The 24,576-nt window shown below is 60.7% G+C and carries 23 protein-coding genes and 3 pseudogenes; 20 read left to right on the plus strand and 6 right to left on the minus strand.

Annotation, left to right across the window (positions count from 1 at the left end; translation table 11 throughout):
• Positions 1-151: 151 nt before the first annotated feature.
• Positions 152-550 carry a type II toxin-antitoxin system VapC family toxin gene (locus tag NKJ28_RS28480; protein WP_352637897.1) on the minus strand — a complete coding sequence of 133 codons (399 nt, stop codon included), beginning with the start codon at positions 548-550 and terminating at the stop codon, positions 152-154.
• Positions 547-813, minus strand: coding sequence for an AbrB/MazE/SpoVT family DNA-binding domain-containing protein (locus tag NKJ28_RS28485; RefSeq protein ID WP_059186960.1), 267 nt, complete (start codon positions 811-813; stop codon positions 547-549). Before NKJ28_RS28485 ends, NKJ28_RS28480 begins: the two co-directional genes overlap by 4 nt.
• 123 nt (positions 814-936) lie before the next feature.
• Here NKJ28_RS28485 and NKJ28_RS28490 point away from each other — a divergent pair, with 123 nt between their 5' ends.
• From NKJ28_RS28490 to NKJ28_RS28515, 6 genes are all read left to right on the plus strand, one after another.
• Positions 937-2,343, plus strand: coding sequence for a pilus assembly protein TadG-related protein (locus tag NKJ28_RS28490; RefSeq protein WP_352637898.1), 1,407 nt, complete (start codon positions 937-939; stop codon positions 2,341-2,343).
• A 26-nt stretch (positions 2,344-2,369) separates the two neighbouring features.
• Positions 2,370-2,789 (plus strand): TadE/TadG family type IV pilus assembly protein, encoded by a 420-nt coding sequence (locus NKJ28_RS28495; RefSeq protein ID WP_352637899.1) that lies wholly within the window; start codon positions 2,370-2,372, stop codon positions 2,787-2,789.
• Positions 2,779-3,183, plus strand: a complete 405-nt coding sequence (locus tag NKJ28_RS28500; protein WP_352455495.1) for a TadE/TadG family type IV pilus assembly protein — start codon at positions 2,779-2,781, stop codon at positions 3,181-3,183. The genes NKJ28_RS28495 and NKJ28_RS28500 overlap by 11 nt, the downstream gene beginning before the upstream one ends.
• Before the next feature lie 975 nt (positions 3,184-4,158).
• Positions 4,159-4,446, plus strand: coding sequence for a PilZ domain-containing protein (locus NKJ28_RS28505; RefSeq protein WP_352592868.1), 288 nt, complete (start codon positions 4,159-4,161; stop codon positions 4,444-4,446).
• A 415-nt stretch (positions 4,447-4,861) separates the two neighbouring features.
• Positions 4,862-5,197 (plus strand): hypothetical protein, encoded by a 336-nt coding sequence (locus NKJ28_RS28510; protein ID WP_352637901.1) that lies wholly within the window; start codon positions 4,862-4,864, stop codon positions 5,195-5,197.
• 357 nt (positions 5,198-5,554) lie between these two features.
• Positions 5,555-6,148 (plus strand): class I SAM-dependent methyltransferase, encoded by a 594-nt coding sequence (locus NKJ28_RS28515; protein WP_352637962.1) that lies wholly within the window; start codon positions 5,555-5,557, stop codon positions 6,146-6,148.
• Here NKJ28_RS28515 and NKJ28_RS28520 read toward each other — a convergent pair.
• Positions 6,137-6,388: a thioredoxin domain-containing protein gene (locus NKJ28_RS28520; RefSeq protein WP_352637967.1), complete on the minus strand. Its 252-nt coding sequence runs from the start codon at positions 6,386-6,388 to the stop codon at positions 6,137-6,139. The genes NKJ28_RS28515 and NKJ28_RS28520 overlap by 12 nt on opposite strands.
• Before the next feature lie 544 nt (positions 6,389-6,932).
• On the opposite strand from NKJ28_RS28520, the pseudogene NKJ28_RS28525 reads away from it, so the two are divergent.
• From NKJ28_RS28525 to NKJ28_RS28545, 5 genes and pseudogenes are all read left to right on the plus strand, one after another.
• Positions 6,933-7,117 (plus strand): annotated as a pseudogene (locus tag NKJ28_RS28525) (DUF899 family protein); the annotation flags it as partial.
• Between the two features lie 131 nt (positions 7,118-7,248).
• On the plus strand, positions 7,249-8,007 hold the full coding sequence (locus NKJ28_RS28530; protein ID WP_352637902.1) for an SDR family oxidoreductase: 759 nt from the start codon (positions 7,249-7,251) through the stop codon (positions 8,005-8,007).
• A 160-nt stretch (positions 8,008-8,167) separates the two neighbouring features.
• Complete coding sequence (locus NKJ28_RS28535; protein ID WP_352637904.1) at positions 8,168-9,082, plus strand: sigma-70 family RNA polymerase sigma factor; 915 nt, start codon at positions 8,168-8,170, stop codon at positions 9,080-9,082.
• Positions 9,083-9,296: 214 nt separating this feature from the next.
• Positions 9,297-10,079 (plus strand): SDR family NAD(P)-dependent oxidoreductase, encoded by a 783-nt coding sequence (locus tag NKJ28_RS28540; protein WP_352637906.1) that lies wholly within the window; start codon positions 9,297-9,299, stop codon positions 10,077-10,079.
• A gap of 123 nt (positions 10,080-10,202) precedes the next feature.
• Positions 10,203-10,586, plus strand: coding sequence for a protein kinase domain-containing protein (locus tag NKJ28_RS28545; RefSeq protein ID WP_352637907.1), 384 nt, complete (start codon positions 10,203-10,205; stop codon positions 10,584-10,586).
• Positions 10,587-10,596: 10 nt separating this feature from the next.
• On the opposite strand, the gene NKJ28_RS28550 is transcribed toward NKJ28_RS28545, so the two are convergent.
• Positions 10,597-12,168 carry a winged helix-turn-helix domain-containing protein gene (locus tag NKJ28_RS28550; RefSeq protein WP_352637908.1) on the minus strand — a complete coding sequence of 524 codons (1,572 nt, stop codon included), beginning with the start codon at positions 12,166-12,168 and terminating at the stop codon, positions 10,597-10,599.
• A gap of 135 nt (positions 12,169-12,303) precedes the next feature.
• Here NKJ28_RS28550 and NKJ28_RS28555 point away from each other — a divergent pair, with 135 nt between their 5' ends.
• From NKJ28_RS28555 to ligD, 3 genes are all read left to right on the plus strand, one after another.
• Positions 12,304-12,723 carry a cupin domain-containing protein gene (locus NKJ28_RS28555; protein WP_352637909.1) on the plus strand — a complete coding sequence of 140 codons (420 nt, stop codon included), beginning with the start codon at positions 12,304-12,306 and terminating at the stop codon, positions 12,721-12,723.
• Positions 12,724-13,065: 342 nt separating this feature from the next.
• Positions 13,066-13,470, plus strand: a complete 405-nt coding sequence (locus tag NKJ28_RS28560; protein WP_352637911.1) for an SDR family NAD(P)-dependent oxidoreductase — start codon at positions 13,066-13,068, stop codon at positions 13,468-13,470.
• Between the two features lie 1,572 nt (positions 13,471-15,042).
• Entirely contained in the window at positions 15,043-16,821 is a 1,779-nt protein-coding gene (gene ligD, locus NKJ28_RS28565; RefSeq protein WP_352637912.1) for a DNA ligase D, read from the plus strand.
• Between the two features lie 74 nt (positions 16,822-16,895).
• Here the strand turns inward: ligD and xth are convergent, their stop codons facing one another.
• Positions 16,896-17,684, minus strand: coding sequence for an exodeoxyribonuclease III (xth, locus tag NKJ28_RS28570; RefSeq protein ID WP_352637913.1), 789 nt, complete (start codon positions 17,682-17,684; stop codon positions 16,896-16,898).
• Between the two features lie 441 nt (positions 17,685-18,125).
• Here xth and NKJ28_RS28575 point away from each other — a divergent pair.
• The 4 genes and pseudogenes from NKJ28_RS28575 to NKJ28_RS28590 all read left to right on the plus strand — a co-directional run bounded on the left by NKJ28_RS28575 (position 18,126) and on the right by NKJ28_RS28590 (position 21,180).
• A pseudogene (locus NKJ28_RS28575) lies at positions 18,126-19,005 on the plus strand (hypothetical protein).
• Between the two features lie 191 nt (positions 19,006-19,196).
• Entirely contained in the window at positions 19,197-19,445 is a 249-nt protein-coding gene (locus NKJ28_RS28580; RefSeq protein WP_352637915.1) for a type II toxin-antitoxin system VapB family antitoxin, read from the plus strand.
• Positions 19,442-19,854: pseudogene (locus NKJ28_RS28585) on the plus strand (type II toxin-antitoxin system VapC family toxin). Before NKJ28_RS28580 ends, NKJ28_RS28585 begins: the two are co-directional and overlap by 4 nt.
• 246 nt (positions 19,855-20,100) lie before the next feature.
• The gene (locus tag NKJ28_RS28590) at positions 20,101-21,180 is read left to right on the plus strand and encodes an AI-2E family transporter (RefSeq protein WP_352455626.1); all 1,080 of its coding nucleotides are present in this window, start codon (positions 20,101-20,103) and stop codon (positions 21,178-21,180) included.
• 88 nt (positions 21,181-21,268) lie between these two features.
• Here NKJ28_RS28590 and NKJ28_RS28595 read toward each other — a convergent pair whose 3' ends face one another.
• Positions 21,269-22,258 carry a Tim44 domain-containing protein gene (locus NKJ28_RS28595; protein ID WP_352637964.1) on the minus strand — a complete coding sequence of 330 codons (990 nt, stop codon included), beginning with the start codon at positions 22,256-22,258 and terminating at the stop codon, positions 21,269-21,271.
• Positions 22,259-22,625: 367 nt separating this feature from the next.
• On the opposite strand from NKJ28_RS28595, the gene NKJ28_RS28600 reads away from it, so the two are divergent.
• Complete coding sequence (locus tag NKJ28_RS28600) at positions 22,626-23,345, plus strand: FadR/GntR family transcriptional regulator (RefSeq protein ID WP_352637917.1); 720 nt, start codon at positions 22,626-22,628, stop codon at positions 23,343-23,345.
• 14 nt (positions 23,346-23,359) lie between these two features.
• Positions 23,360-24,565: a mandelate racemase/muconate lactonizing enzyme family protein gene (locus NKJ28_RS28605; RefSeq protein WP_352637918.1), complete on the plus strand. Its 1,206-nt coding sequence runs from the start codon at positions 23,360-23,362 to the stop codon at positions 24,563-24,565.
• Positions 24,566-24,576: the final 11 nt, after the last annotated feature.

A 24,576-nucleotide genomic window follows, 5' to 3' on the forward strand; every position in this document is an offset into this window, starting at 1 on the left:
AACCAACATCGGTGTGACGAACAGCTTAGGTGTGATGAACAGCTCAGAAGACGCTTGACTTCAAATGGCCGAATAGAGAAGTCCCGGCATTTAATGGGTTGGATTCCGCCAGGCGCGTCAGGCAATACAATGTCGACACGGCTGAGGACAGCTAGGAAAGAAGCTGAACAGGATGTCCTTGCGCTGACAGCAGTTTAACCGCCTTGCGGTCGAGGGAGAGGAATGTCTCCCCGCCCAGCCAGTCGCCGTCGAAGGCAATCACGCCGTCCGCAAAATCACCGCCGGCCTCAAGCACTGCAAGCCCTGCCTCGACAGCTGGCCGGTTGACGACGACATTTGCGGTATTCGCCAAGGCTCGGATTGCCGCCACGATATCTGCGCGTGCGGTTTGATACTGTCGGCCCAAAACCCATGCGAACTCGCACAGGGCCTGAAGGCTAACGGCCACGATGTCTGCCTTCGCCAAGAGATCGACGGCCGCTTCCGCCTGTCGTTCATCGTCGGCGACATAGGCACGCAGCAGAACGTTGGTATCGGCCGTGACTTTCATTCCTTGCTCGATCCCGCTGCAGTACCCGCTTCCGCGATTGCCTCGTTGATCTCTTCAATGCTCAACACCCGGCCATTCGTCTTGCCCTTGAGAAAACCGTAGAGCTCCCGGAATGATCCCTTTGCCCGCGCCGCCTTCAATTCCGCCCGGCCGTCGGGGAGCAGATCAAGTTCGATCTTTTCGCCCGGCCTGATGCCCAGATGCTGCAGAACGTCCTTGCGGAAGGTCACCTGTCCCCGTGCCGTCACCGTCAATGTAGTCATTTTCGCAGCTCCAACTCATCCACACGATTAGATAATGCAAATCTGCATTATCATCAATAGCAAAGGCGTTGTCGAGCAGTTGCGCTCTGGCGGGTCCACAATCACAACGGCCGGAGGCATCCTGTGCGCGTAACGAATCGCGACATCGGCATCGCCGGCGCGCAGGTACAGCTATTAGCAGCGTGCTCGCCGAGTGCGGCCGCCGGAGCTCGTGCCGGCCGCCCAAGGAGCGCACCTGTCAAATGGAGTGAAATCCTTAGTCGTTCCTTCATTCATCCTGGCTTAAATATTTCCATGGAATGGGGTGCCCGTATCTTGAGGCGGTTTGTTAGCCGTCTGCGACAAACAGGCGAGAGCGGCAACGTTGCTACTATTTTTGCCCTGTCTTTGCCGATTGTCGTCGGCGCAGCGGGTCTCGGTATCGAGACCTCCTACTGGTATTTTAGCAGCCTGAAATTACAGGCGGTGGCGGATGCGGCGGCCTATGCTGGCGCTTTGGAAAAGATTTCGGGATCTGACAAGCCAACGATTGTCTCCGCCGCGACACTGTCAGCGACGACGAACGGCTGGGACCCGTCAACAGGCACAATCGAAATCTTCACGCCTCCGTCTTCCGGCCCGAATGTCGCCCAAAAGGCCGTCGAGGTCATCGTTCATCAGACCCTCGATCGGTTTTTCACATCGATATTCACGCAAAACCCGGTCGGCGCACGGGCAAGAGCGGTGGCTCTTATCACGGATTCTTCAAAGGCCTGCCTTATGGCGCGCAATCCTTCCGCTCCGAAAGCGGCGCTGTTTTCCGGCAGTTCGAACCTCAAACTGACCGGCTGCGTCGTGATGTCGAATTCGATAGCCGCGGACGCCATCAAGCTTCAGGGATCGGCAAACCTTCAGGTCGATTGCCTAATATCGGCAGGCGGTGTTTCGTTGAGCAACCCCGTGACGACCGTCTGCGCCAGTCCGATAACCCAGGCGTTGCCCGCTGCCGATCCTTTTGCCGACTTGCCGGCGCCACCGGCCACGAACCCCTGTCAAAACAACAATCAGTCGACGTTGCAACCTGGAACATACTGCAGGGGGCTCAGCTTGAGCGGCAATGTGACGCTCTCGCCCGGGGTATACGTCATTCAGGGAGGAGATTTCAAAGCGAACTCGAATGCAAATATTTCAGGCGAGGGAGTCATTATCTATCTGGCCGGCAGCTCGGGCGTCAGCATGAACGGCACGGCCATTGTCAAGCTCAGCGCACCGACGTTAGGCACCTATTCGGGGGTGCTGTTTTACGGAGACAAAGCTAACCAGACGGGATCGAACACGTTTAATGGCACGGCAGATTCGCTTTTGACCGGCGCTTTGTATTTTCCAACACAGGATGTCAATTACCTCGGCAATTTCTCGGGCAAAGGTGGTTGCACTCAGGTCGTCGCCAGTACCGTGCAGTGGTCCGGCAATGCGAACGTCAATCAGGATTGCACGAGCCTTGGGATGCGAGACATTCCGGCCACGCAATCGATAAAGCTTGTCGAGTAATCTTCGTGGCACGGTTACCAGCCCGGATGTTCGGGAGCGATTCGGGTATCGCCGCGGTGGAGTTTGCGCTGGTTCTGCCGATCCTTTGCCTGGTACTTCTTGGCATCATTGACGGCTGGTCTTTTGTATCAAGCGCGTTGTCGATGCGTGCGGGCGTGAAAACGGCGGCCAATCTCGTGATGCAAGGCGCAGCCGACGACGCGGCTACCCAGACCGTCGCCCTTTCGAGCTGGGAAAATCATCCCGATGACGCGCAGGTGACGCTGAGCCGGAAATATATGTGCGGGATCATCGTGGTCGATCCATCTGTGCTGTGCGACAGTTTGAAAGCTTCCGCGGTTTTCGTTGAAATACAGGCGACGGCCACCTGGTCCCCGCCCTTCAGTTTCGGCGAGTTTTCCCTCTCGCGCGAGCTCAGCCACAAACAGGTGATACGTGTTCGCTAAAGGGAGAGCCTTCATACGTGAGGCATCAGGCGGAGCCGCACTGGAGTTCGCGCTGATCGCGCCTATTCTGATAATGCTTTTGATCGGCATCTTCGCATTCGGCTGGGCTCTGAATGCCATGTCAAGTGTTCGCTATACTCTGGAAACGTCCTCACGAGCGCTGCAAATGAAGAATTCGCTGACCGAAGCCGAGATAAAAGCGATAGCCACGGCAAAATTGCTGAGTTTGGGATTAACCGATGTCGACATAACAATAGCAATCGACGCCCCCAGCGGCGGCTTTCGAATGGCCCATCTGACCGCCAAATATGCGTTCGCGATCGAGTTTCCGTACTTCGACCGATACTCGATAAATTATGCGACAACTGTCACAGTTCCGTTGGTTGCGTCATGAGCGCACCCAATAGTCTCTTTACGCAACATGCGCAGTGATCGGCTTGTTCTTCTTTGCTTGCGTTCAGGTCTGCTTCACCGCCACCGGCGCAGAACGTAGACTTCGGCGCGGGCCTTCATCCTGGCTATAGATCGGGGACGGCATGTATGATCACGGCCTTTGCCCCGGCAATGCGCGGCTTGCCGTCCCTCACCTCGGCCGCTATTCCCTGCCTAACGCCATCGCCCGCGCGCTGCACAGCGCGGACCGGCGGCAGAGACTCCCTGACGGACATAATGCCGGCCGCCGGCTCCGCGCTCGCTCACGATCTCGCCAGTGCGGAAGTCCATGCACAGCGGGCGCTATCGCTTAACGGCGATCGGCGCCGGCCTGGCGACGAAGAGCACATATTCCGGCAGTTATTCCCTCGCACAGCGCACCTGCGGGTGCCGCGGACAAATTCGCCGATATCATTCAGGCGCCTGTCGAACATCGGGAGGAGCCGCTTGGTCCGGGCACAAGCCTGGACGATCATCTCTCCGAAAAAAACTGGCGACGCCACGCGAGGACAATTTCGAGCATGCCGTTGGCGAGACGCTTCTGGTCGCGATTGCGCGGCGTCTTGAGAAAGCAATCAGACGTGGTGGCTTGGTTGCGAGATTGGTGGAGATGAATTCGCACTGCTGATGTCCGGCCCTGCGATGGGACCGGCGACCTTAGCCTCCCGACGCGGCTCATGAAGAACTTGGCGCAACGGCTGAAGGCGGACGTTGGCACCCCCTCCGGGCGGACCATTGGCTACCCGGAAGGGTAGTTCAAGAATCCTGACAGGGCGCCGTATCAGGCCGAGGCAAGGGGCCGAGGCATATGGAAACACCCTTTTGACCCGACTGGACAGCGATCGCAGCTCGACGCGGGTAACAACGCTCCGCGATTTAATCCGGCTCGCGCGTGGGCGGTTCTGATATACAAGTGGGGTGCCTAACGGAGGTCACAATGGTTGAAGAAGGCGACAACCGCCGCGAACGGAGACAGCGCGTCCTGAAGGGTGCCGCGATCATTAACGGCATCAACAACTCCGAAATCAGCTGCACCATTCGAAACCAGAACGTCGGCGGAGCCGAACTCAAGGTGCCGGTCGAAGCCCTGGTGCCGGAGCATTTCCTTCTCTACGTGCCGACCGATGGCGTTGCCTATCGGTCTGTGTTGCGCTGGCGCAGGAACGACCGTGTCGGTGTGCAGTTCACCGAAACAGTGCCCAAACCGCGCCTTCACTATGGCTGAAGTTCTCGTCGCACCAGCCGAGCACCACCGGCAGCAACAGTTGGCACTGACCTTCAACACAGCAAGGGAAGCCGCCGCACGGCCGTGGGCAAAGGCTCAACTCACAAAAGCCGTCGATTGTCTCGTCGACCTTCAGGTTCTGACCGCTCAGCGCGGCATCGCGCCAAAATGCCGCCGCATCACGTTGATCAGGAAACGGACGATGATTGGAACCGAACTCGCCAGCGCGGTTTCGCGGCGGTAGACGGGACCGAGAGGCTCTGCCGCCCCAGGATTTCCCCGGTCAACCGCCGCAACCCCGGCTCGCTATCTCCGATGATGCGGGGCAGCACCGCGAGGCCGAGCCCCGCCACGGCCGCCGCGGCCATGTCGGCCATCTCGCGATTGACCAGCACAATGCTGGCGCGCCCGCCCCGTGCTCGGCAATCCATTTCGCGCCGGGCGTGCCGGAAAGCCTTGCATCGAAGCCAAGCACCTCGTGTCCGACGAGGGCGCGCGGCCTGCGCAGCGCCAAGCGCGAGACGTCACCGCGCAAGGCATCACGGACGCCTTCCGCGAGGCGGAGCGCTGCGCTGCCGCGCTGGATCAAGTCTTCTTCGGCGCAGTCACGTTTGATGAGGCGATGACCGAATATCAGCGCGGGCGCGACGAACGCGTGCTGCCGATGTACGAACTCACGTGCCAGCTCGCGACGCTGGAGCCGCCGCAACCCGAGATGCAGAAGCTCATCGGCGCGATCCAGGGCAATTAGGCGGCCACCGATGCATTTGTCCGCATGAATGCGGGCACGATCACGCCAGCGGAGTTCTTCGCGCTTCAGAATGCCGGCACGCCGATGGCCGTCGTTTGAACCCCGTCCGAACGCGCTGCCGGTGTCGGGACGGCAGCCGGCCCATGGAGTACGGTGCACGGCGCATTGTTCAGGAGGATCGCAGCGCGAACCCCCAACAGGAGCAGCGACGTTAATGTCATCGGAAGCTTGCAATGTCCGCCATCTCGACAATTAGAAGGAGGGTTGACCCGGTCAAAGGCAGCGCCGCTATTCAGGGCGAGCTGTGGGGCGTATGGGCGCGGGACTGGGCCGAGCTGAACGAACCGGCCTGGCGGCCTGTTCGAAGCCGCCCTCGACGTCGCCGAGTTGACTTCCGGTAAACTGCTCCTCGATATCGGCTGCGGCGCCGGCGGCGCCCTGGTCATCGCACGTCGCCGCGGCGCCGAGGTCGCCGGCCTTGACGCCTCGGCAAATCTTGCGACTATCGCGCGCAAGCGGCTGCCTGGAGCGCGGATCGAGGTCGGTGAAACGGAGCACCTGCAATTCGCGGACGAGACGTTTGACATCGTGATCAGTACCAATTCGTTCCCGTTCGCCAGCGATCTTGTCAATGCCCTCTCCGAGGCGAAACGGGTCCTTCGCCGCAACGGCACGCTCATGATGCTCGTCTGGGGAAGACGCGAAGACTGCGAACTCGTCAGCGGCACGGCAAGCGCCGTCTTCCCGCTTCTGCCGCCCGGCGAGCCCGGCACGCCGCCGCCGCTGCCACTGGCGGAGCCGAATGCGATCGACGAGGTGATGCATCAGGCCGGACTTGAGCCAACCGACGCTAGCGAGTTTTCTGCCGCGCTTGCCGTCCCCGACGCACAGACAGCAGTCCGCGTCGTGCTCTCGGCTTCGGCCCGCCCGCCTGATTTCTCACTCGCCTGACGCCCCGCTGCAAGCGTCCATATGTTGCGCATCTATAACGACCTCTCCATCCTCTTTGGTGAAAGGGCCGATATTGGGATTCGGCAGAAAATCGAGCACTGCTTCTGACGGGCGCGCGAGCTTGAAGTTGTTTAGCAGGCACCCGGCCAACGCCAACGCAGCCAATGCGCCGGCGAACTCGGCAACGATGAAACCGGGTAAAATTCTGACGGTGACGTCAGGTCCTTCGCGGACGGGCATCCCGATGATGGGGTGTGTCGGTCCCGCGATGAGCCCTGTGGAGGGTCTCACGCGGGGACTGAACTAGCGCCCCATGGCGTGCGCGTGGTGAGTCTTCGCCCGCTAGGGAATGCCCGACTCGGGCACGATCGAGGAAGTCTACGGGCTTCACGCCAAGTCGTGGGGAATTTCGCGCGAGCAGTTTGCGGGGATCATCACAAGCAGGACTCACGCGAAGCGGCTCCCGTCGTTGATAGAGATGGCCAACGTGGCGGCTTCGTGGCCTCCGACGAGGCAAGCGCGATGACTGGGACGATCGTCAACTTGAGTCTGGGTAACTTAGACGACTGAGCCGTCTGATTCTGCAAGGCGCTGAGAAGCGGCGAGCTGATCGACTGGCCGAAACTCTTCGCAAGGATCGGCGCGATCGCGAGAGCGAACGCCCCCTCACTTCGTCGATGCGGGCCAGGTCGAGCCAGCGGCTTCGGTTGACCGCCCTAGCAATGCAGCCGAGCGTAACGGTCCCACCCAATGGATTCTCCGACAATTAGGAGGCCAACTATGCATGTCACCCGACGACCGCTCAGCGGCCCGCTCGCCCCGAACCCCGCCGATCGTGTCGCCGCAAGAATGGCAAGCCGCGGGCGAGCAGTTGCTCGTAGAAAATCCCTGCTGCGCGCGGTTGACGCGCTTGCCGCCGAACGCAGGCGGATGGCGTGGGTGGCGGAGGAGAAGGCGTACGAATTTGAAGCCCGATCGGCCTGACCGACATCACCGCACGCCTGCGTTATTGTGCTTCTAAAAGCCCTTCCAAAGTAAAGCAGTGACTCTTCTCCTGAACCGCAAACGTCATAGCTAAGGTAAGGCAATGGAGTGGACTAATGAGCCTGAAGGACAAGAATGTCGTCGTCACTGGTGGGAGCCGTGGACTTGGCCTCGGGTTGGTCGAGGCGCTTGTCGCGCATGGCGCCAGGGTGACAGTCGTCGCCCGCGGCGCCGAAGCGCTAGAGGCGGTCAGCACTAGGCTTGGGGTCGCCACGATCTCCGCCGACGTCACGGACGAAGCCGCCGCTCATCGCATTCTTGGTAAGGTCCGCCCGGATATCCTGGCGCTGAACGCCGGCGCAACGCCGCGGATGGGTCGGTTCGATCAGCTGAGCTGGGAGGATTTCTCCGTGCCTTGGGAAACCGACGTCAAGGCTGGGCTCTATTGGCTACAGGCAGCGCTCAACCTCCCGCTCAAGCCCGGCAGTCGCGTGCTGGTGGGATCAAGTGGCGCGGCCGTGACAGGATCGCAGATGTCGGGCGGCTATGGCGGCTCCAAACGCATGCTTTGGTTCATGGCCAAATACGCCAACGGCGTCTCTGTGGAGAAGAAACTCGGAATCCGCTTCCATGCGATTGTGCCGCGGCAGATGATCCTCGGCACCGGGACCGGCGACGCAGCCGCCAAGGCCTACGCAGACTCCATGGGAATCACACCCGAACAATTCGTGGCCCGCTTCGGCGCGCCGATGCCACCACGGGCGTTCGGCGACAGGGTCGTCTCTGTGCTGGAAGACCCGCAATATTCCGAGGGCGTCGTCTTCGGCCTTAATGGCGATGCCGGCGTCACGGTCATGGAAGGCGCGACGGCTTGAGCAGTCGCGCGCGGCCAGACAAAGGAGACCGATATGAAGCTCTTCCAATCACCCGCCGCCTCACCGGCCCCGCATATCATCGCGTGCGAGGCGTTTGGCGTCGAGGAGGTTGTGATGACCGAACCAGAGGGGAGATGCCTTGAACGGTGAAGGATCTACCATGGACCGCGACCGCCGGGAGGGGCTCCTCACCCTGGCCGTCTCGTTGCGGCCTGAACTGCACCGCTACTGTTCGCGTCTCATGGGATCGGTCATCGACGGCGAGGACGTCGTGCAGGACACGTTTACCCGAGCCTTCGTTGCCCTGGACGAGTTGTGCGAGGTGCCGCAATTGCGACCTTGGTTGTTCCGGATCGCCCACAACCGTGCGCTGGACCTGCTGCGCAGCCGCGCCATCCGTGTCGCGGAGCCCATCGAGGCGGCCCTTCAAGTTGTCGACGACGCGAATCCGGACCCCGTGGAGATTTTGATGCGCCAAGAAGCGGTACAAACTGCGGTGTCGCACTTTACGAAACTTCCGATCCTCCAGCGCAGTGTTATCATCCTGAAGGATGTGCTCGACGAGCCATTGACCGAGATCGCCGGCCTGCTGGATATCACGGTGGATGCCGTGAAGGGGCATCTGGCGCGCGGCCGCGCCCGGCTCCGGGAGATGAATGCCCAGGTTGCCCCGTGTCCCGATGCGCGGATCGCGTCTGCTGCCGTGGTCCGCTACGTCAGCCTGTTCAATCAGCGCGACTGGGATGGCTTGCGCGCGCTGCTTGCCGACGATGTGAAACTTCATCAGTCCTTGCACCAGCCGCGCTCGGGTGCCGCTGATGTCGGCATGTTCTTCACCATCTACGCAAAGAGCGATGGCGTATTTCTGAAGCCGGCCTGGCTCGAGGGCCGGGAAGTGATGGCGGTGTTCGAAGACCGGACAGACGCGAAGCCCAACCATTTTATGTGGCTCGAGTGGTGTGAAGGCCGTATCAGCTTCATTCGCGACTATCGCTATGTCGCCTATGTTGCCGACGATGCGGAGCTGGTGCTGGCGCTGGACGCTCGATCCCACGGTGACGGCACTGGCCACTAACTATGCCGACCGAACGGCCGCTAAGCGCGAATTTCTCTGCAGCTGATCGTCACGTTGCGGATGCGCTGCAGCCATAGCTGGCCACCGCCCGCCCAAGCAATCCAGACGGATGGCGAAAAAAGTCGCCGGGTACCGATGAGTTTCGGCCGCCCCGCGAGTCTTATGCATGAGGTGGGCATGTGCAACCACCCGACCCAAAACAAGGAAACCAGAGATGATGCTAAAGAACAAAGTTGCAGTGATCTATGGAGCCGGAGGTGCGATCGGCGGTGCTGTCGCACGCGGCTTTGCGGGCGAGGGGGCCTGGGTTTTTCTAACCGGGCGCCTCCAGGCGCCGGTCGAAGCGGTCGCCAAGGACATCGTTGCCGCCGGCGGATCCGCCGAGGCGGCGGAGGTCGACGCGCTCGATGAGCAGGCTATCAACAAGCATCTGCAGTCGGTGATCGACAAGGCGGGCCGCGTCGATATCTCGTTCAACGCCGCTGGCATCAGGAACACAAAAATTCTGGGTGTCCCTTTGGCCGAGATGGATGCCGAGGTGTTCTCCTTGCCGATCACGGCCTACACGACATCATACTTCCTGACCGCGCGACTGGCCGCAAGGCGTATGATTCCGAACAAATCGGGGGTGATCATGACCGTCACCGCACTCCTCGCACGGCAGGGCACCACATTGAACGGAGGCTACGGTTCGGCGCAGGCCGCCAAGGAGGCACTCACTCGAGATCTATCCGCCGAACTCGCACCTCACGGCATTCGCGTGGTCGGTCTGCGGCCACACGGCATGCCGGAGACAATCACGATGACGGAATTCTCCGCGAAAGGCGCCGGCATGACTCGGGAACAGCTCGAAGGGTACCTCGCCAGCACGACTCACCCGCGACGGGTCATGAAGCTCGAGGAGATGGCAAACATGGCGGTCTTCATGGCGTCCGACAAGGCGAGCGGAATGACGGGAACCACCGTCAACCTGACCATGGGCCACGTGGACGACTAAACGAGGACTGCGATGAAGAGCGAGGCCGGGTCGCGTGACGGAGCCCAACGAAAGCGGCGGTAAGTCGCGCCCTCCAGTCCGCTCGCCGCCGCTCAGCCTTGCTCCTGAGACGAACCGAAAAAGGTGGTCGGGTATGCGCACTTGCACAGTCAAGGAATACTGCATGGCGACGTTCATCCCCGCAACGTCGTCGTCGACGAAAACAAGGCTGTGACCCTGATTGACTTCGGTTTGGCCACGCCCATCGCCGTTGCAAATAGTACGCCTATCGACACCAGGCGTGGCTGCATAGACCTCTTCACAGAGCCCGAACTCGCGCGGGCACATCCCCCTACGCGGCTCAGAGAGCGCCTGGAAGAATTGGCCGCGCTCGCCACGCCTGTCGCACGCGGGTTGCGCTGGCCGTCAGGCTGCTACTCAAGAGAAGCGTCGGAAGTAGATCTTGGCGCGCCTGCGTTTATCAAACCCGAATTGCTCGAATCCAGACATCTTGGTCTTGTTGGCTAAGCACTGACTCCTATGGCGGCAGACCGGCTTGGTGCCATGCTTCCACCAGCGTTGCAGCCAGCGCCGGCGTGATCCCAATGGCATTGCAGTATCCACTCGAACTGAAGGATGGTTGCAGCACAAGCACCTGCCTGGCGGCGGCTTTGGCTTCCGCTGTTCGCCCGAGTTTGGCAAGCGCCGCCGCCAAGAGGCTCTGGGTCACGCTGAAGCTTGGATTGGACAAGACGGCTCGCCGGGCGGCGGTTGCCGCTTCCTCGTATTGCCCAAGTATGAAATTGCCGATGGCTACGGCTTGGTGACCCCCAAAGGCAAACCGGTCTACAGGGCTGACCCGCAACGCACGTTCGGCCCACTCGATCGCCCGCTCCGCCTCTCCGGTCCAGGCCAGGAAAATGCCACCAAGAAAGAGCGCGAAGGCGCAAGAGGGGCTCAGCGCAAGCGCCCGCTCGAATGCTTCACGGGCAGCAGCGCGATCATGCTCCACCAGCCCGATGACGAACGCGCCCAGGGCCATCGCGGTTGCGTCATCGCGACCATGGGTGACTGCTGCGCGAGCGTGGCGAATGGCCGCGATGCGGTCGGTCTCCTTGAAGCCGGCTCGGATGAACAGGAACTGGCTGCACCAGGCGAGTAGGCCATGGGCACTGGCATAGTCGGTTTCCAGCACCAGCGCCCGCTCGAGCAGCGGCACCGCTTTGGCTGCCCCCTCCGGCATGGCTACGTAGACGTGAGGAAGGGCGCGCAGAACGAGATCGTAGGCGTCGAGATTGTCGGGCCTCTTGCGTTTGACGCGTTCGATTTCCGCATCGCGCAAGCTCGGCTCGATTGCACCCACAACGCTCAACGTGATTTCGTCCTGTAGTGCAAAGATGTCGTCGAGATGGCCGTCGCAGCGGTGCGCCCAAAGGTGAATGCTGGTTTCCGCCTCCACGAGTTGCGCACTGATCCGAACGCGCTCGTCCGCCTTGCGGACGCTGCCCTCCAGCACATAGCGCACACCCAGTTCGCGACCGACCCGCTTCACGTCGACAGGCTGCCCTTTGTAGGTGAAGGTGGAATTGCGCGCGATCACGAACAGCCACTTGATGCGCGAGAGTCCCGTGATGATGTCCTCTACCATCCCGTCAGCGAAATAGTCCTGCGCCGGATCCCCGCTCAGGTTCTTGAACGGCATGACGGCAATCGACGGCTTGTCCGGCAGGACCAACCCGGGCAGCGTACCCTCGGCTCGCGGGTGTTGCCGGGTGGCCGCCTCCGCGGCGCCACTAGCTCCCGTCCTGACCTCGGCGGCAAGCAGGAAGCCCCGCCGCTGCACGGTGCGAATGATCGCCTGCCTCTCGCCACTGTCGCCGATCGCCCGGCGGGCGGCGTTGATACGGCTGTTGAGTGCCGCATCCGATACGGCTCGGCCGTTCCAGACACGCTCGATCAACTCATCCTTGCTGACGACCCGGTTGGCGTTCTGCGCAAGATGGAGGATCAGGTCGAAGACCTGCGGCTCGACGTGAACCACTTCCCCGTCGCTGCCCCTAAGCTCTCGTCGGTCATTGTCGAGCAGGAATTTATCGAATGCAACCAGCATTATCTCCGTCCTTCGCAGTTCTCAAGCGAATGACCCGTAAATCTGCCGCGAATCACAAGATCGCCCGAAAGCCTTTGTGCTGGCAAGCGCACACAATGCTCGCGGACCTATCCGGTAACGATCAGGAGAAAATTCATGCGCGACATCGTAAAGACCGTCTCATATGCCACCCGCGCCACCGACGAGTGCGTGACGTACCTGCATATCTACGCCGATGCCGAAGGGGAAACTCACATGGAAGAGGTGGACCTCGCGTTGCTGCCCCGAACCTTCTTCAACGGCCATCCGCCGCTGCGTCTGACGGACACGCTTGCGGCGACCGGCTGCAACATCTGCCGGGTGCCTGCCGGCATGGGAGTGGTGGATTGGCACAACCCGCCGCGTCGCGAGCTGGTGATCTGGCTTACTGGCGAAGTTGAATTCGAAACGAGCGACGGGGACATTCGCCGACTCGCCGCCGGCAGCATAGTGCTGGCGGAAGACAGAACCGGCAAAGGTCATATCTCCCGGCATCCCGGAGAGGGCCAGTTGGTCGTCCACGTCGACCTTTGTTAGAGCCGAGTTGCCTGGCCCAGATTCCGGTCGCCTACCGGTGAGTTCAGTTGCCGCGATGGTCTTACATATGAGCCAGCAGGTGTGCCCTCCAGGCGCTAGACCATGATCCCGAAAAGTGGAACCCGGTTTTCGGAGGAGATCATGGTCAAACAACAAGATAGGGCCCCATCCGAATTCTATCGGATGGATCAGGTTGTAGGAGGACAAAATGCTTCTCTTGACAGGCAAGAACGTAGTCGTGATCGGCGGCAGCCGAGGAGTAGGGCACCGGGTTATAGAAGCCGTCGCGCGGAATGGCGCGCGTGTGCTTGCTGTTGCGGGAAGCAAGACCCGCTGAGGCGATTGGCCCAAGACGTTGCCGGTACGCAAGTCCTGTCGCTTGATGCAACGGATGAAGATGCGCCTTCGAAAGTGTTCGACATTCTCCTGCCCGATATCCTGGTGCTCTGCGCGGGCGCGTTTCCGCCCGTCGCGCCGCTCCGCGAGCAGAGCTGGCAGGAGTTCGCCGTCAACTGGGAGAGTGACGTCAAAATCGCATTTCACTTCTACAAGTCAGCGCTGTCGCGGCCTCTGCCCGCCGGTCGCTTAGTTATTCTGATCTCCAGCACCGCCGCGCTGGCGGGGTCGCCGAACTCGGGAAGATATGCGGGAGCCAAACGCACGCAGTTTTCATGGCAAACTATAGCCAGAAGGAATCGGATCGTCTTGGGCTCGGCTTGCAATTCGTGGCTCTTGCACCACGCATGATGCCCGACACCGAGCTCGGAAAGCATGTGGTCGCCGGCTATTCGCGCTATCTTGGCATGTCCTAGGCGGACTTCATTCAGAGCATGACTTCGCAGCCGGCTTCGGCCGATGTCGCGGCCGCGGTCGACGAGTTGGCTACGAACGCGGATCCCTCGAAGGGATTCATCGTCTCTGGGAAGGGACTTGAGGCCGTGGCCTCATGATAAAGCCATTGAAAGCCGCTCGCTCGCTACAGCGCTATCGAGAGCGCGCTCGCGAGCGGCTTCGCTACCGCCGAGCTACACCACCTGTCCCTTGAGGCGGTTGACCTGCCCTTGGACGGTCATTGCTCCTGGGAGTTCGATGGCGTTCCTATCGCGTCGGGAAGAATGATGTGGCCAGGTCTGCGCGCCCCCTAGCCACGGCCCCACGTCAGCAGCGAAAAAGACCGGCATCTGAAAACACATCACTTCTTCACAATGAGTCCGACAGTCTGGCTCCAAGATCGAAAGACGCGCATCAGAATTCTGAGAAGCCGGACGACTTCGCCCATTCTTTGAGGACAGTGCGTTGGTTTCCCGCTGAACAACGCTAAGATAGAACGAAAAGAGAACTTACCAGACGTGTGCATTTGAGCAGTGGCGCGGATGAGTCTGTCACCGTCGTCCTTGGACCCAAAAACACGACCAAGGGCCACCGCTGGCATACTGGCTTATCGCAACAAATCGCTCGCGCACGATTTCGACCCGCCCTTGGGGGCCTCTGATATTTCCTTCCAGAAAGTCATCGAAATCTGGGGCTCAAGCAGAGCTTTGAACTGGTCGCCGATGTAGGTGCGGACCTCATCGTCCGCGGCTCCGAGCTCAGCGAACAACTCTTTTCGGCCGTCGACGATCAAAGTATGTCCTCGGCATCCCGGCTAGAAAGCAGATCGTTCCCACCTCTGCCAAGATATGCCTCCAGCTTCGTCGCGACGAAGAGTGCCGGTGAGAAGAGGCGGATGATGAGGTTGTCGTCCGACGGACAGTCGACCGCCGTCTCGATGCCCCTTCATACCAACGATTGCTGAATCCAAGGATTTTGGATCGTCCGGCATGAAATCGACTTTGATCTCGCCAGATGCATTCGGCAAATGACACGGTCGTTAGGTGACTCCGAGACCCCCGCTCTCGAAGCTGTTCCAGCAGCTGCGCCCATTCCGAAAAGCCGGCCAGATCGACAATTAGGTCGACGTCGTCAGTTGCCCTGACATCCTCGAGCGTGACGGCATCGGTGATGAAAAGAGCGGTCGTACATCCGCCGACGAGTACAAGGGCGCTCGCGCAGGTCGTCGCATCCGCCAACGGCCGATCAGCGCGGTCCCGGGCCGGGCTCGTAAACACCAACAAGACCTTCGATGTTTTTGCACTGATAGGCAATGCCAGCGCAAGCGACATTCGTACATAAGCGACGGCTTAACTAAGAGTTCCCTCAACCAAGCCCGGTTCGAGCAAGGATTCGGGTAAACCGGCTCGGGACCCTACTCCTCCGGCCAGCTCTGTTGCGGAACCTATTCAGCGGCACCAAAGTTGGGGTGAAGGTCAGGAGTGTGCGATGAGTTGCAAAACCGGGGATGGTCGGCTCTCTTTCATTGAGTTTCAGTCGCCCACGCTGGTCGAGAACGCGCCTGAGGGCAGCGGATGGCTTCATGAGATCAAGTACGATGGCTACCGCACCGAACTGATCATTGCGGGCGGCAAAGCGCGAGCCTTCACGCGCCGTGGCTACGACTGGTCGCACCGATACCGACGAATTGTTCAAGCGGCGGCGGGCTTGCCGGTGAAGGCGGCGATCATCGACGGGGAGGCTGTCGTTCTCGGCGACAGCGGCCTGCCGGATTACCAAGCCCTGGAACGGGAGTTGGGCAATCCGAACTCGGCAAGGCTCATCTTCTACGCGTTCGACCTGCTGCACCTCAACGGGCGCGATCTACGACAGCAGCCGCTGGTAAAGCGCAAGGCAGCCCTGGAGAAACTGTTGAAGAATACGGCGCCGACACTGACCTATGCCGACCATCTGGAGGTGAGCGGCACGGACGTGTTTGAACATGCCTGCCGAATGGGCTTGGAGGGGATTGTGTCTAAGCGCACCGATGCCACGTACCGCTCGGGTATCCAGACGAGTTGGCTCAAGGTGAAGTGCATCAAGAGCGACACTTTCCCCATCGTGGCATTTGTCGAGAAGCTCGGCGCTTACCCGCGCCGCATCGCATCGCTTTACATCGGCCGTCGCGAGGGCGACCGACTGCTCTATGCCGGGAAGGCTCGCAGCGGCTATACGTTGAGCGCTGCGCAACAGGTTCGAGAGCGGCTTGACCCGCTGATCATCAGCAAGTCACCTTTGTCAGAGCCCATCGTGAAACCGAAGGCGACGTGGGTCAGACCAGAGGTGCTGGCCGAGGTACAGTTCAGTGGCGTCACTGATCGCGGCGTGTTGCGCGAGGCAGTATTCAAGGGGCTGCGAGAAGACCTGGTGGCGATTCCGGCCAAGCCTCCGGCGCCATCAAAGCGACGTGGGCCAGCCCAGGAACATGGCGTTCCCAGCGAGAACATCCTGCAACTGCTGCCCGACGCGGTCTCGCCCTCCAAGGAAGAGCTTGCGCGCTATTGGCAGAGGGTTGCCGATCACGCACTCGTCCATCTCGGCCGCCGACCGCTGAAGCTGGTCCGCCATGCTCTCGGGGCAACCTTCTACCACAAAGGCGCGCTGCCGAAGATCCCAGCAGCAGTGCATCAGTTGCGTGTTCAAAAGCGCGAGGGTGGCGAAGGTGTGCGCGTGTGGGTGGACGACCTTGCCGGCTTGCTGGGGCTGGTCGAGATGGATGCGGTAGAGCTGCATCCTTGGAATGCCACCGTTGACGACATCGAGCATGCCGACCGCATCGTTCTGGACCTTGATCCGGGCGAGGGGGTCGAGTGGGATGAAGTCATCGAGACCGCGCTGGCACTTCGCGACATCATGGAAGCGGAAGGTCTGGAGAGCTGGCCGAAGGTGACGGGCGGCAAGGGCATTCACTTGATGGCCCACCTTGAGACGAAGATCACGCACGATAGCGCCCGGCTCCTCGCGCGATCGTTCGCCAATCGCCTCGCTGAGGCCCGTCCTGATCGTTTTCTCCTCTCCGCCGCACCGTCAGCCCGAAAGGGCCGTATCTTCATTGACTACCTTCGCAATGGGCGCGGCAACACGGCGGTCGGCGCCTTCTCCCCACGAGCGCGACCCGGCTTCCCAATCGCCCGTCCCGTGACCTGGAGCCAGATTGAGGCAGCCATCCGTCCAGATGCGTTCACCATTGACCGTCCGTTTAGGGTGGCTGCCAGAAAAGCAGCGTGAGCAATCTCGCAGCGCATTCTATTAGCAGTGGGCGAAGACGCCCAGCGATTCCGCCGAACATTCGATCATGTCAACTACTTGCCGGACGGGTCGATCTCTATCCAGGCGGGCACATGATCACTCGGCTTTTCCCAACCTCGCAAGTCAGCGTCCACGCCCGCGTCACGTAACCTGTTCGAAAGTGATGGGCTGACGAGGAGATGATCCATCCGCAGGCCGGAGCTCCGATCATAGCCGCTCCGGTAGGAGAAGTTCCAATACGTGTAGATGCCTTTCTCCGGATGAATGCAGCGGACGGCATCCATCCAGCCATTGTCTAGCATTTCGGCGTAGGCTTGCCGGCTCTCCGGAAAGTAGACTGCGTCGCCTAGCCAACGTCTTGGCACCACGGCATCGATCGGCGTTGGCACGACATTATAGTCGCCGCACAGAACGCTCGGAACGTCGTCTTTGAGCAGTAGCTGGCCGTAGCTGATCAGACGGTCGAACCAGCGGAGCTTATAGTCGAATTTCGGGCCGGGCGCTGGATTGCCGTTGGGCAGGTACAGGCTGCCGACGACGATCCCATCCACCTCGGCCTCGATATACCGACTGTGAGTGTCGTCAGGATCACCCGGGAGGCCGCGTCGACGCTCCAGCGGCTCTTTTCCCCGGGCGAGTATAGCTACACCGTTGTAGGACTTTTGCCCGTGCCAGATCGCGCCGTAACCGGCGTTCCTGATGGCTTCGGCGGGAAATTTCTCATCCGAGGTCTTCAATTCCTGAAGGCACACGATGTCATAGCCGGTCTGACCCAGCCACTTGATGAGCACGGGCAGGCGACCGTTCACGCCGTTCAAGTTGAAGGTTGCGATGCGGGTCATCCGAAGTTCTCAACAACCTTGGCGATTTGGACATGGAAGGCTCAGATATTGATTCTTGGATCCGCCAAAGGTTTGTCAGTCGTCTTTTTAAGATTTGGCGGCCTCGCCAATCTTTCGCTAGTCGTTGCCGTACCGACGCACCAATTCTCGCGCCTGAGTTGGCGACAGATCCTGTGTCTCAACGACATGTTTCACCTCTGCGTCCTCGGGGGCGCGAACGAGCCTTTTTCGGCCGCACGCCCGCTGCCGCTCACTCATCTGATTCAAACATCGTTCATCCTCTCGGCACTCCTTAACCCACGAGCGTTGGGAAAGTTCAGTGCGCGCGTCCTGAGCATTGGGCATAAGTTCGGTCGCCATATTCCCGCGGGGCTTGTCCGGCTGGTGAACCTTTAGGGCCCGCGCCGCGTTCCGTGCAGCGAACTCGACTGATGCACTACGATGGAATCCGACACTGGTCCCGCGCCGCAGAAAGAGGAGGCAAGTGGTGCCGAAGCCCGCTTTTCGTTCGATCGAATGGCGGTCGAGCGGTTTCGGCAAGCCTTTCCGCTTGCCAGATGGAGCGACGAGCGCAGGAGCTGGTTTGTCCCCGGCAAGACGGCAGCCCGGCGGATCGACCGCTGGCTGGCGCAAGATGCAGCGCTACGGGCGCCCCATGACGATAGCAAGGGACGCGATGCCTTCGCCTTCGACCCAATATCGAGCCAGTATCTGGAGATCGCGGACGACCTCCGCATTCGCACGCCTTATTTGAGGGCGGTGCTTGAAGAATTGCGCGCCGTTCCGTGGGCGAGTTGGGACGATGAGTTGAGGGCCTGGAGAGTTCAATTCCGCTCATATGAAGAGCTCCGGCGCCGATGGCCAAGCATCGAAAAGGCTGCGCAGCAAGCCGAACCGGAGGAAAGGAAAGGGCAACGGGCGGCCGCCAGGAACACCGAATCCTATAGGGCCGCACAAAAGCGGGCTGCTGAGCGCCGGCGTCATCGCTATCCGTTGCCAGTTCAAGATCTACCTACCCTGGGCCGCGCTGTCGCGACCGAGCAGTACGGGACTGTCGTGTTCACTGAGATTTCCGGTGAACTCGTTGAGCTATCAGACGCAGCCGCCTTCTATTCCCATGGACTGCCTGCGAACGGCGACTTCGTTTGGGGCAGGTGGCGTTCGGCTACACTTGCAGAACTTGTAAGCACATGGCCCGCTCGGCTGTCGGCCGAACCGACGAACGCTTCAGCGGCTGGTGGAGCCCAACGCTTGCCGAACTTAGAGTTGCCGTCGAAAAGCCCGGAGTCGGGAGCGTAGTAGGCGAAGTCGCGAGCGGTAGATGCGGCGCTCACATCCGGCGTTAGGACGGCCGCAACGCACGGACTCTTCGGTCGGTGGAGCTTGGGCAGGTCTACTGCCTATTTTCTGTGCGACCACCAATATGCCCTGCAAGATTGGTTTTGACATCAAGCCATCAGCAGCCATCCTAGGGAGCCAAATGAGCCTATATAATGGTGCCAGGAGTCGGATATGGCCGAGCCACAACTCTCAGTCCGCAGCGCTAAGGCGCGTGATCTTGCACACCGGCTTGCCCGCCGTGAAAACCGCTCGATTGCGGACGTGGTCGAGCGCGCCCTCGAATCCTACGAGGTCCGCGAGGCCGGTCGTGAGCCTGCTTCTGCCTTCTATCTGCGTCTTTCAGAGCAATCCGGCACAGACATCGACCTTGAGGCGGTGATCCGCGAGAGTCGCCGGCCGAATCGAGTCGTCGAGCTTTGATCTTCGTCGATACCAACGTCGTTTCCGAAACGTTGAAAAAGACCCCATACGAGGCAGTTATTGCCTGGCTGATCCGATACGATGCCGAACTCGCGCTTCCGACCGTGACGATTGCCGAGATCGCCTTCGGCATCCAGAAGATAAGACCGGATCAGCGTGCCGAACGGCTGAAGCAAGGGTTGTCCGACTGGCGCCGGCGTTTCGCAGACCGCATCTTCGGTCTGACGGAAGAAGCTGCGCTGGTTTACGGGGGATTATGGGTGCTGCTGCTCGCCAGGGACGCGGCATGTCGGCACCCGATGGCATGATCGCGGCGATCGCTCGAGTAAACGGTGGCCGCCTCGCCACGCGCAATCTGACTGAATTCGAGACGGCAGGACTCGTTTTGACATCTCCGTGGGAGTTCTGAAACGTTTTCCTGTCGTCGCTTTTGTTCAAGCCCCATCTGCCAGTCACAGACGGGCTGAAAGGCCGTCAAAGCGCAGGCGAGCGATATCAGGTTCGATTTGCATGCCGTCAAAATCCCTGAAGGTCACTCGAAGCGCCTCACCGGCAGCTTGACCGTAAGGGTACGGCAACCGACCTGCCTTTTCTTCGGGAAAACCATTACGCTCGCTGGGCTTGCGACAAAGCGAGAGATGCCGACGTGAAACAGATGCCGGATGTAAAACAATTGAGATTGCTCGGCGTCGTGGCAGCGACGGCGATCGGTCTATACGTCTGCTATCTGCTGGCGTTGCCTTTTTTGCCGGCATTGACCTGGGCGCTCGTCCTGGCAATCGTTCTGTCTCCGGCTCACCGGTGGGTTGAGAGACGGGTCGGAAATCGAAACCTGGCAGCGCTGATATCGGTAAGTGTCGCGGCGATTGCCGTCGGCCTGCCGCTGGCGCTCGTCGCACAACAGCTCGTTCGCGAGGCGGTAAACGGAGCGACTTATCTGGAGGAGGTCATCCGCGGTTGGGACGCAGACGGCTTCATGTCTGGCTGTCCCACGCTTTCGGCCATTGCCCAATGGATCGAGAACCAATTCGATCCGGCCGGCTCAGTCGCCGCATTCGTGCAATGGCTGACGGGACAAAGCACATCGCTATTGCGTGGCTCCATCTATCAAGTCGCGATGTTCGGGCTGACATTTTATCTTCTGTTCTATTTTCTGCGCGACCGCCAACATGGCCTGCAAGCCGTCGTGGGCCTGTCGCCCCTGCGCGCTCCGGAGACAGCCTACATCTTGTCCCGCTTTGCGGAGACCGTCCATGCAACACTACTCGGCACCGTGTTCGTCGCCGCCGTCCAGGGAACATTGGGTGGCCTGATGTTCTGGTGGCTCGGCCTGCCGACGCCAGTCTTTTGGGGCCTTGTCATGGGACTTCTTGCCATCGTGCCCGTGCTCGGGGCATTTGTGATCTGGGTGCCCGCAGCGGTCTATCTCGCACTGGAGGGAGCTTGGGCCAGTGCGGCGATATTGACCGTCTGGGGCGGCGTCATCGTCGGCGGCATCGACAATCTGCTCTATCCGATGCTTGTCGGGAACCGGTTGCGCCTCCACACGGTGGTGGCCTTTATCGGCGCGGTCGGCGGCATCGTCTTGTTCGGAGCATCCGGCCTTGTCCTCGGACCTGCGGTGATCGCCATCACAATCAGCCTCATCGATGTGCTAAAGACTCGATTGACCGACCGGCGCAAGGCGACGCCGGCGCGCCCTGGTGAGCTACCTCATCAGTCCGTGATGGATTGATCGAGCGCGCGAAAAGGGCGCTGGCCTTCGAGTGGTGGCGCGAAACCTGAACAACCTCTGCGCAGATATCTCAATGAAGGCAAGCACATCAGCCAGGCTGCTGTATTGCGGCAAGCTTCCAGTCACCGGCGGCCTGGCGCGTAAAGGTCCACAGTTCGGTTGTCTCCGTCGGCTGATCGGCCTGGCCCTCAATGATCTTGTCGCTGACGCGATCGCGGGTCACGTCGCGAGACTCATAGCGCAAAGCGGCCGTCGCGTAGTCGCGATCACCCTCCCGCCAGCTTTCCGCAATATCGGCCTCCAACAGGCTGACCTCCGACACGTCGTTCCTGACGCCCTTTTTGGCATTGTCGGCAAGTTCCTCGGACAGATAGGACACCATCTCGGGCGTCACCAAGCGGCGCAATGCAGCATGGTCCTCACGCCCGAACGCCTCCTGAACTTCCGTCAGCCGTTGCTGGAAGGTGTCGAGGTCGGTTTTGGTGAGTGTGATCTCATCGGAAGCGTTGGCTTGGCTCGTTCCGCCATATCCTGACCCGATGGCTGGAATAGGGAAAGCTGTGGCGTTGCTCGGCTCGGGCCGGGCTGCTGCGTTTCGCCCAAAATTCCCTGCGCCCCGCAAGGCTCCAGCCGTAGCGGGCGCTGGGTTGTAGGCCGATTGCGAGCGGAAAAAGCGGATCGCCAGCATGATCGCGCCGCCGAACAGCAGTACTTGGAGCAAAAGACCCAACATGCCGGCCAAGCCGCCGAAGCCATGGCCCAGAAGAACGCCGATCAAACCGCCGAGAAGCAGCCCACGCATCATCGATCCGCCGAGGCCGTTGAAGAAGGCCGGGCGCTGGAATGCCTGCGGCTGACGGGCCGCATTGTTCGTTGCCGCATTGGGCGTCATCGAGCGCTCGACCGGTGCGGCCGGTTGCGGCGCAACTCTGGTCGACGGGACCGGCTGGAAAGTGCGCATGCCGCGACTGCCGAAGCTGCCGCCACGGCGCGCATCGGCGTGATCCACAGCGACCATGGAAAATGCCAGGAACAACCCCGCAAACAAAACTGCAAACCGTCCCCAACGCGAAATCAGCATAGGCAAGTCCTCAAGTGACACTCTTTCCGCTCATATGGGGTGCGTCGATCGAAATATCAGTGAATTGTCCGCCGAGATATTTTCGGGCGGCATGGTTGGCCGCCCGCCAGTGTTCACGACGAGAATGTCTGCCCTACCCAAGCGCGATGATCGCTGTTCGATCACGCAGGCTCCCGCACCCGGCCGACCGGTATCGGTCGCGTCAACAGCATCGGTCATGCAAGCCTCTGGTCATCGATCTCCCCGGCGATGATGCCGAGGGTCTCCCGGCGAAGACTCGATTGACATACAGCTTTCCCATGTACTATCAACATATCGGGAAAACCTGCCATACAGGTTTGCCGACTCCTGAACTGGAGATTGCGTGAGCACGGCCGCATCCGCAAAACATTCCGACGCAGCGAGCCTGGTCAGCAATACGATCGGCGAGATCACGCGCCATATCCGCGCGCATGAGCTCGGGCCCGGCGACCGGCTGCCCAGCGAGGCCGCGCTTTCGAGACAATTGAGCGTCTCGCGTACCGTGGTGCGCGAGGCCTTCAGCTCGCTCGCCGCCATGCGGCTTATCGACTTGAGGGCAGGCAGACGGGCTACCGTCGCTGAGCTGGATTATGGCGCCATGTCGCTGGTGATCGAGCATGGCGTCCACACCGAGCAGATCACGGTGCAGCAAATCTACGACGTGCGCCGCACGATTGAGACCCGCACCGCCATGCTGGCGGCCTTGCGCAGAACAGCCGACGAAGTGGAAAGGATCAGGACGCACGCGCTCGCCATGCGCGAGAATTTCCAGCAGCCGGAACAGGTCATGGAGCACGATCTCGCCTTTCACCTCGAAATCGCCAAGGCTGCGAAGAATCCGGTTTTCAGCCTCATCGTCGGCGCGTTCGAGCGCGTATCGCGCCAGACCTGGCCGATCGGCTGGCGGACCCGCCCTTCGGATGCCGAGCAGTTGGCGATGATCCAGATCCATATCGACCTCGCCGAAGCAATCGAGACCCGTGATCCCCAGTCGGCGCGTGACCTGATGGCGAGGCATTTTGACGAGAGCGTAAAGGCCCTGCTGGCGGCCGGCATCGCCTGAGGAGCAGGGGCGCAATGAAGATCACGAAACTGGAAACGCTGCGGCTCGAGGAGCGGCCGAACCTTCTCTGGGTCCTGGTTCACACGGACGAAGGCCTCGTGGGACTGGGCGAGACCTTCTTCATGGCTGAAACCGTCGAGACCTATCTGCACGAATATGTCGCGCCGCGCGTGATCGGGCGCGACCCCTTGCAGATTGACCTGCTTGCCGCCGACCTCGTCGGCTATCTCGGTTTCCGATCGACGGGCGCGGAAGTCAGGGGCAATTCCGCTTTCGATATCGCGCTTTGGGATCTGTTCGGAAAGGCGACGGGTCAGCCGATCGCACAACTCCTCGGCGGGTTCACCAGGCACGAGATCAGGACCTACAACACCTGTGCCGGAACCGAATACATCAAGAAGGCCACCGGGCAGACAACGGCCAACTACGGGCTCGATAAGCCCGGCGACGCCTATGATGATCTGAACGGCTTCCTTCACCGCGCCGACGAACTGGCGCATTCGTTATTGGAGGAAGGCATCACGGCCATGAAGATCTGGCCGTTCGACATGGCCGCCGAGAAAACGCGCGGCCAGTATGTATCGCAGGCCGATTTGAATTCCGCGCTGGTGCCATTCGAGAAAATCCGCAACGCGGTCGGCGACAAGATGGACATCATGGTTGAATTCCATTCAATGTGGCAGCTGCTGCCGGCCATGCAGATCGCTCGCGAGCTCGCCCCCTACAACACCTTCTGGCACGAAGATCCGATCAGGATGGACAGCCTGTCCAGCCTGAAACGCTATGCCGAGGCTTCGCTGGCGCCGATATCGGCTTCGGAGACGCTCGGTTCCCGGTGGGCTTTCCGCGACCTTCTCGAGACCGGAGCGGCCGGGGTCATTATGCTCGATATCAGCTGGTGCGGCGGGCTCTCGGAGGCGCGCAAGATCGCTGCCATGGCTGAGGCATGGCACCTGCCGGTCGCGCCACACGACTGCACCGGTCCAGTGGTGCTCGGCGCATCGACCCATCTGTCGCTGAATGCGCCGAACGCACTTCTCCAGGAGAGTGTCAGGGCCTTTTACAAGACCTGGTATCGCGATCTTGTGACCGCTTTGCCGCAGGTGAAGAACGGCATGATCACCGTGCCTCCCGGACCGGGCCTCGGCATGGAACTGAACCCGGAGATCGATCGCGCCTTCACGGCGCTTCGACGGGTGACTGACGCATCGTCTCTCTGAAAATGAACCTG

Source organism: Mesorhizobium sp. M0145 (genome assembly GCF_040322355.1).
GTDB lineage: Bacteria > Pseudomonadota > Alphaproteobacteria > Rhizobiales > Rhizobiaceae > Mesorhizobium.

Bases quoted from the DNA above. Each gene is read 5' to 3' on its own strand.
- NKJ28_RS28480 (WP_352637897.1), bottom strand. From the start codon at position 550: ATGAAAGTCACGGCCGATACCAACGTTCTGCTGCGTGCCTATGTCGCC.
- NKJ28_RS28485 (WP_059186960.1), bottom strand. From the start codon at position 813: ATGACTACATTGACGGTGACGGCACGGGGACAGGTGACCTTCCGCAAG.
- NKJ28_RS28495 (WP_352637899.1), top strand. From the start codon at position 2,370: ATGTTCGGGAGCGATTCGGGTATCGCCGCGGTGGAGTTTGCGCTGGTT.
- NKJ28_RS28505 (WP_352592868.1), top strand. From the start codon at position 4,159: ATGGTTGAAGAAGGCGACAACCGCCGCGAACGGAGACAGCGCGTCCTG.
- NKJ28_RS28520 (WP_352637967.1), bottom strand. From the start codon at position 6,388: ATGCCCGTCCGCGAAGGACCTGACGTCACCGTCAGAATTTTACCCGGT.
- NKJ28_RS28530 (WP_352637902.1), top strand. From the start codon at position 7,249: ATGAGCCTGAAGGACAAGAATGTCGTCGTCACTGGTGGGAGCCGTGGA.
- NKJ28_RS28535 (WP_352637904.1), top strand. From the start codon at position 8,168: ATGGACCGCGACCGCCGGGAGGGGCTCCTCACCCTGGCCGTCTCGTTG.
- NKJ28_RS28540 (WP_352637906.1), top strand. From the start codon at position 9,297: ATGATGCTAAAGAACAAAGTTGCAGTGATCTATGGAGCCGGAGGTGCG.
- NKJ28_RS28550 (WP_352637908.1), bottom strand. From the start codon at position 12,168: ATGCTGGTTGCATTCGATAAATTCCTGCTCGACAATGACCGACGAGAG.
- NKJ28_RS28555 (WP_352637909.1), top strand. From the start codon at position 12,304: ATGCGCGACATCGTAAAGACCGTCTCATATGCCACCCGCGCCACCGAC.
- ligD (WP_352637912.1), top strand. From the start codon at position 15,043: ATGAGTTGCAAAACCGGGGATGGTCGGCTCTCTTTCATTGAGTTTCAG.
- xth (WP_352637913.1), bottom strand. From the start codon at position 17,684: ATGACCCGCATCGCAACCTTCAACTTGAACGGCGTGAACGGTCGCCTG.
- NKJ28_RS28580 (WP_352637915.1), top strand. From the start codon at position 19,197: ATGGCCGAGCCACAACTCTCAGTCCGCAGCGCTAAGGCGCGTGATCTT.
- NKJ28_RS28590 (WP_352455626.1), top strand. From the start codon at position 20,101: ATGCCGGATGTAAAACAATTGAGATTGCTCGGCGTCGTGGCAGCGACG.
- NKJ28_RS28605 (WP_352637918.1), top strand. From the start codon at position 23,360: ATGAAGATCACGAAACTGGAAACGCTGCGGCTCGAGGAGCGGCCGAAC.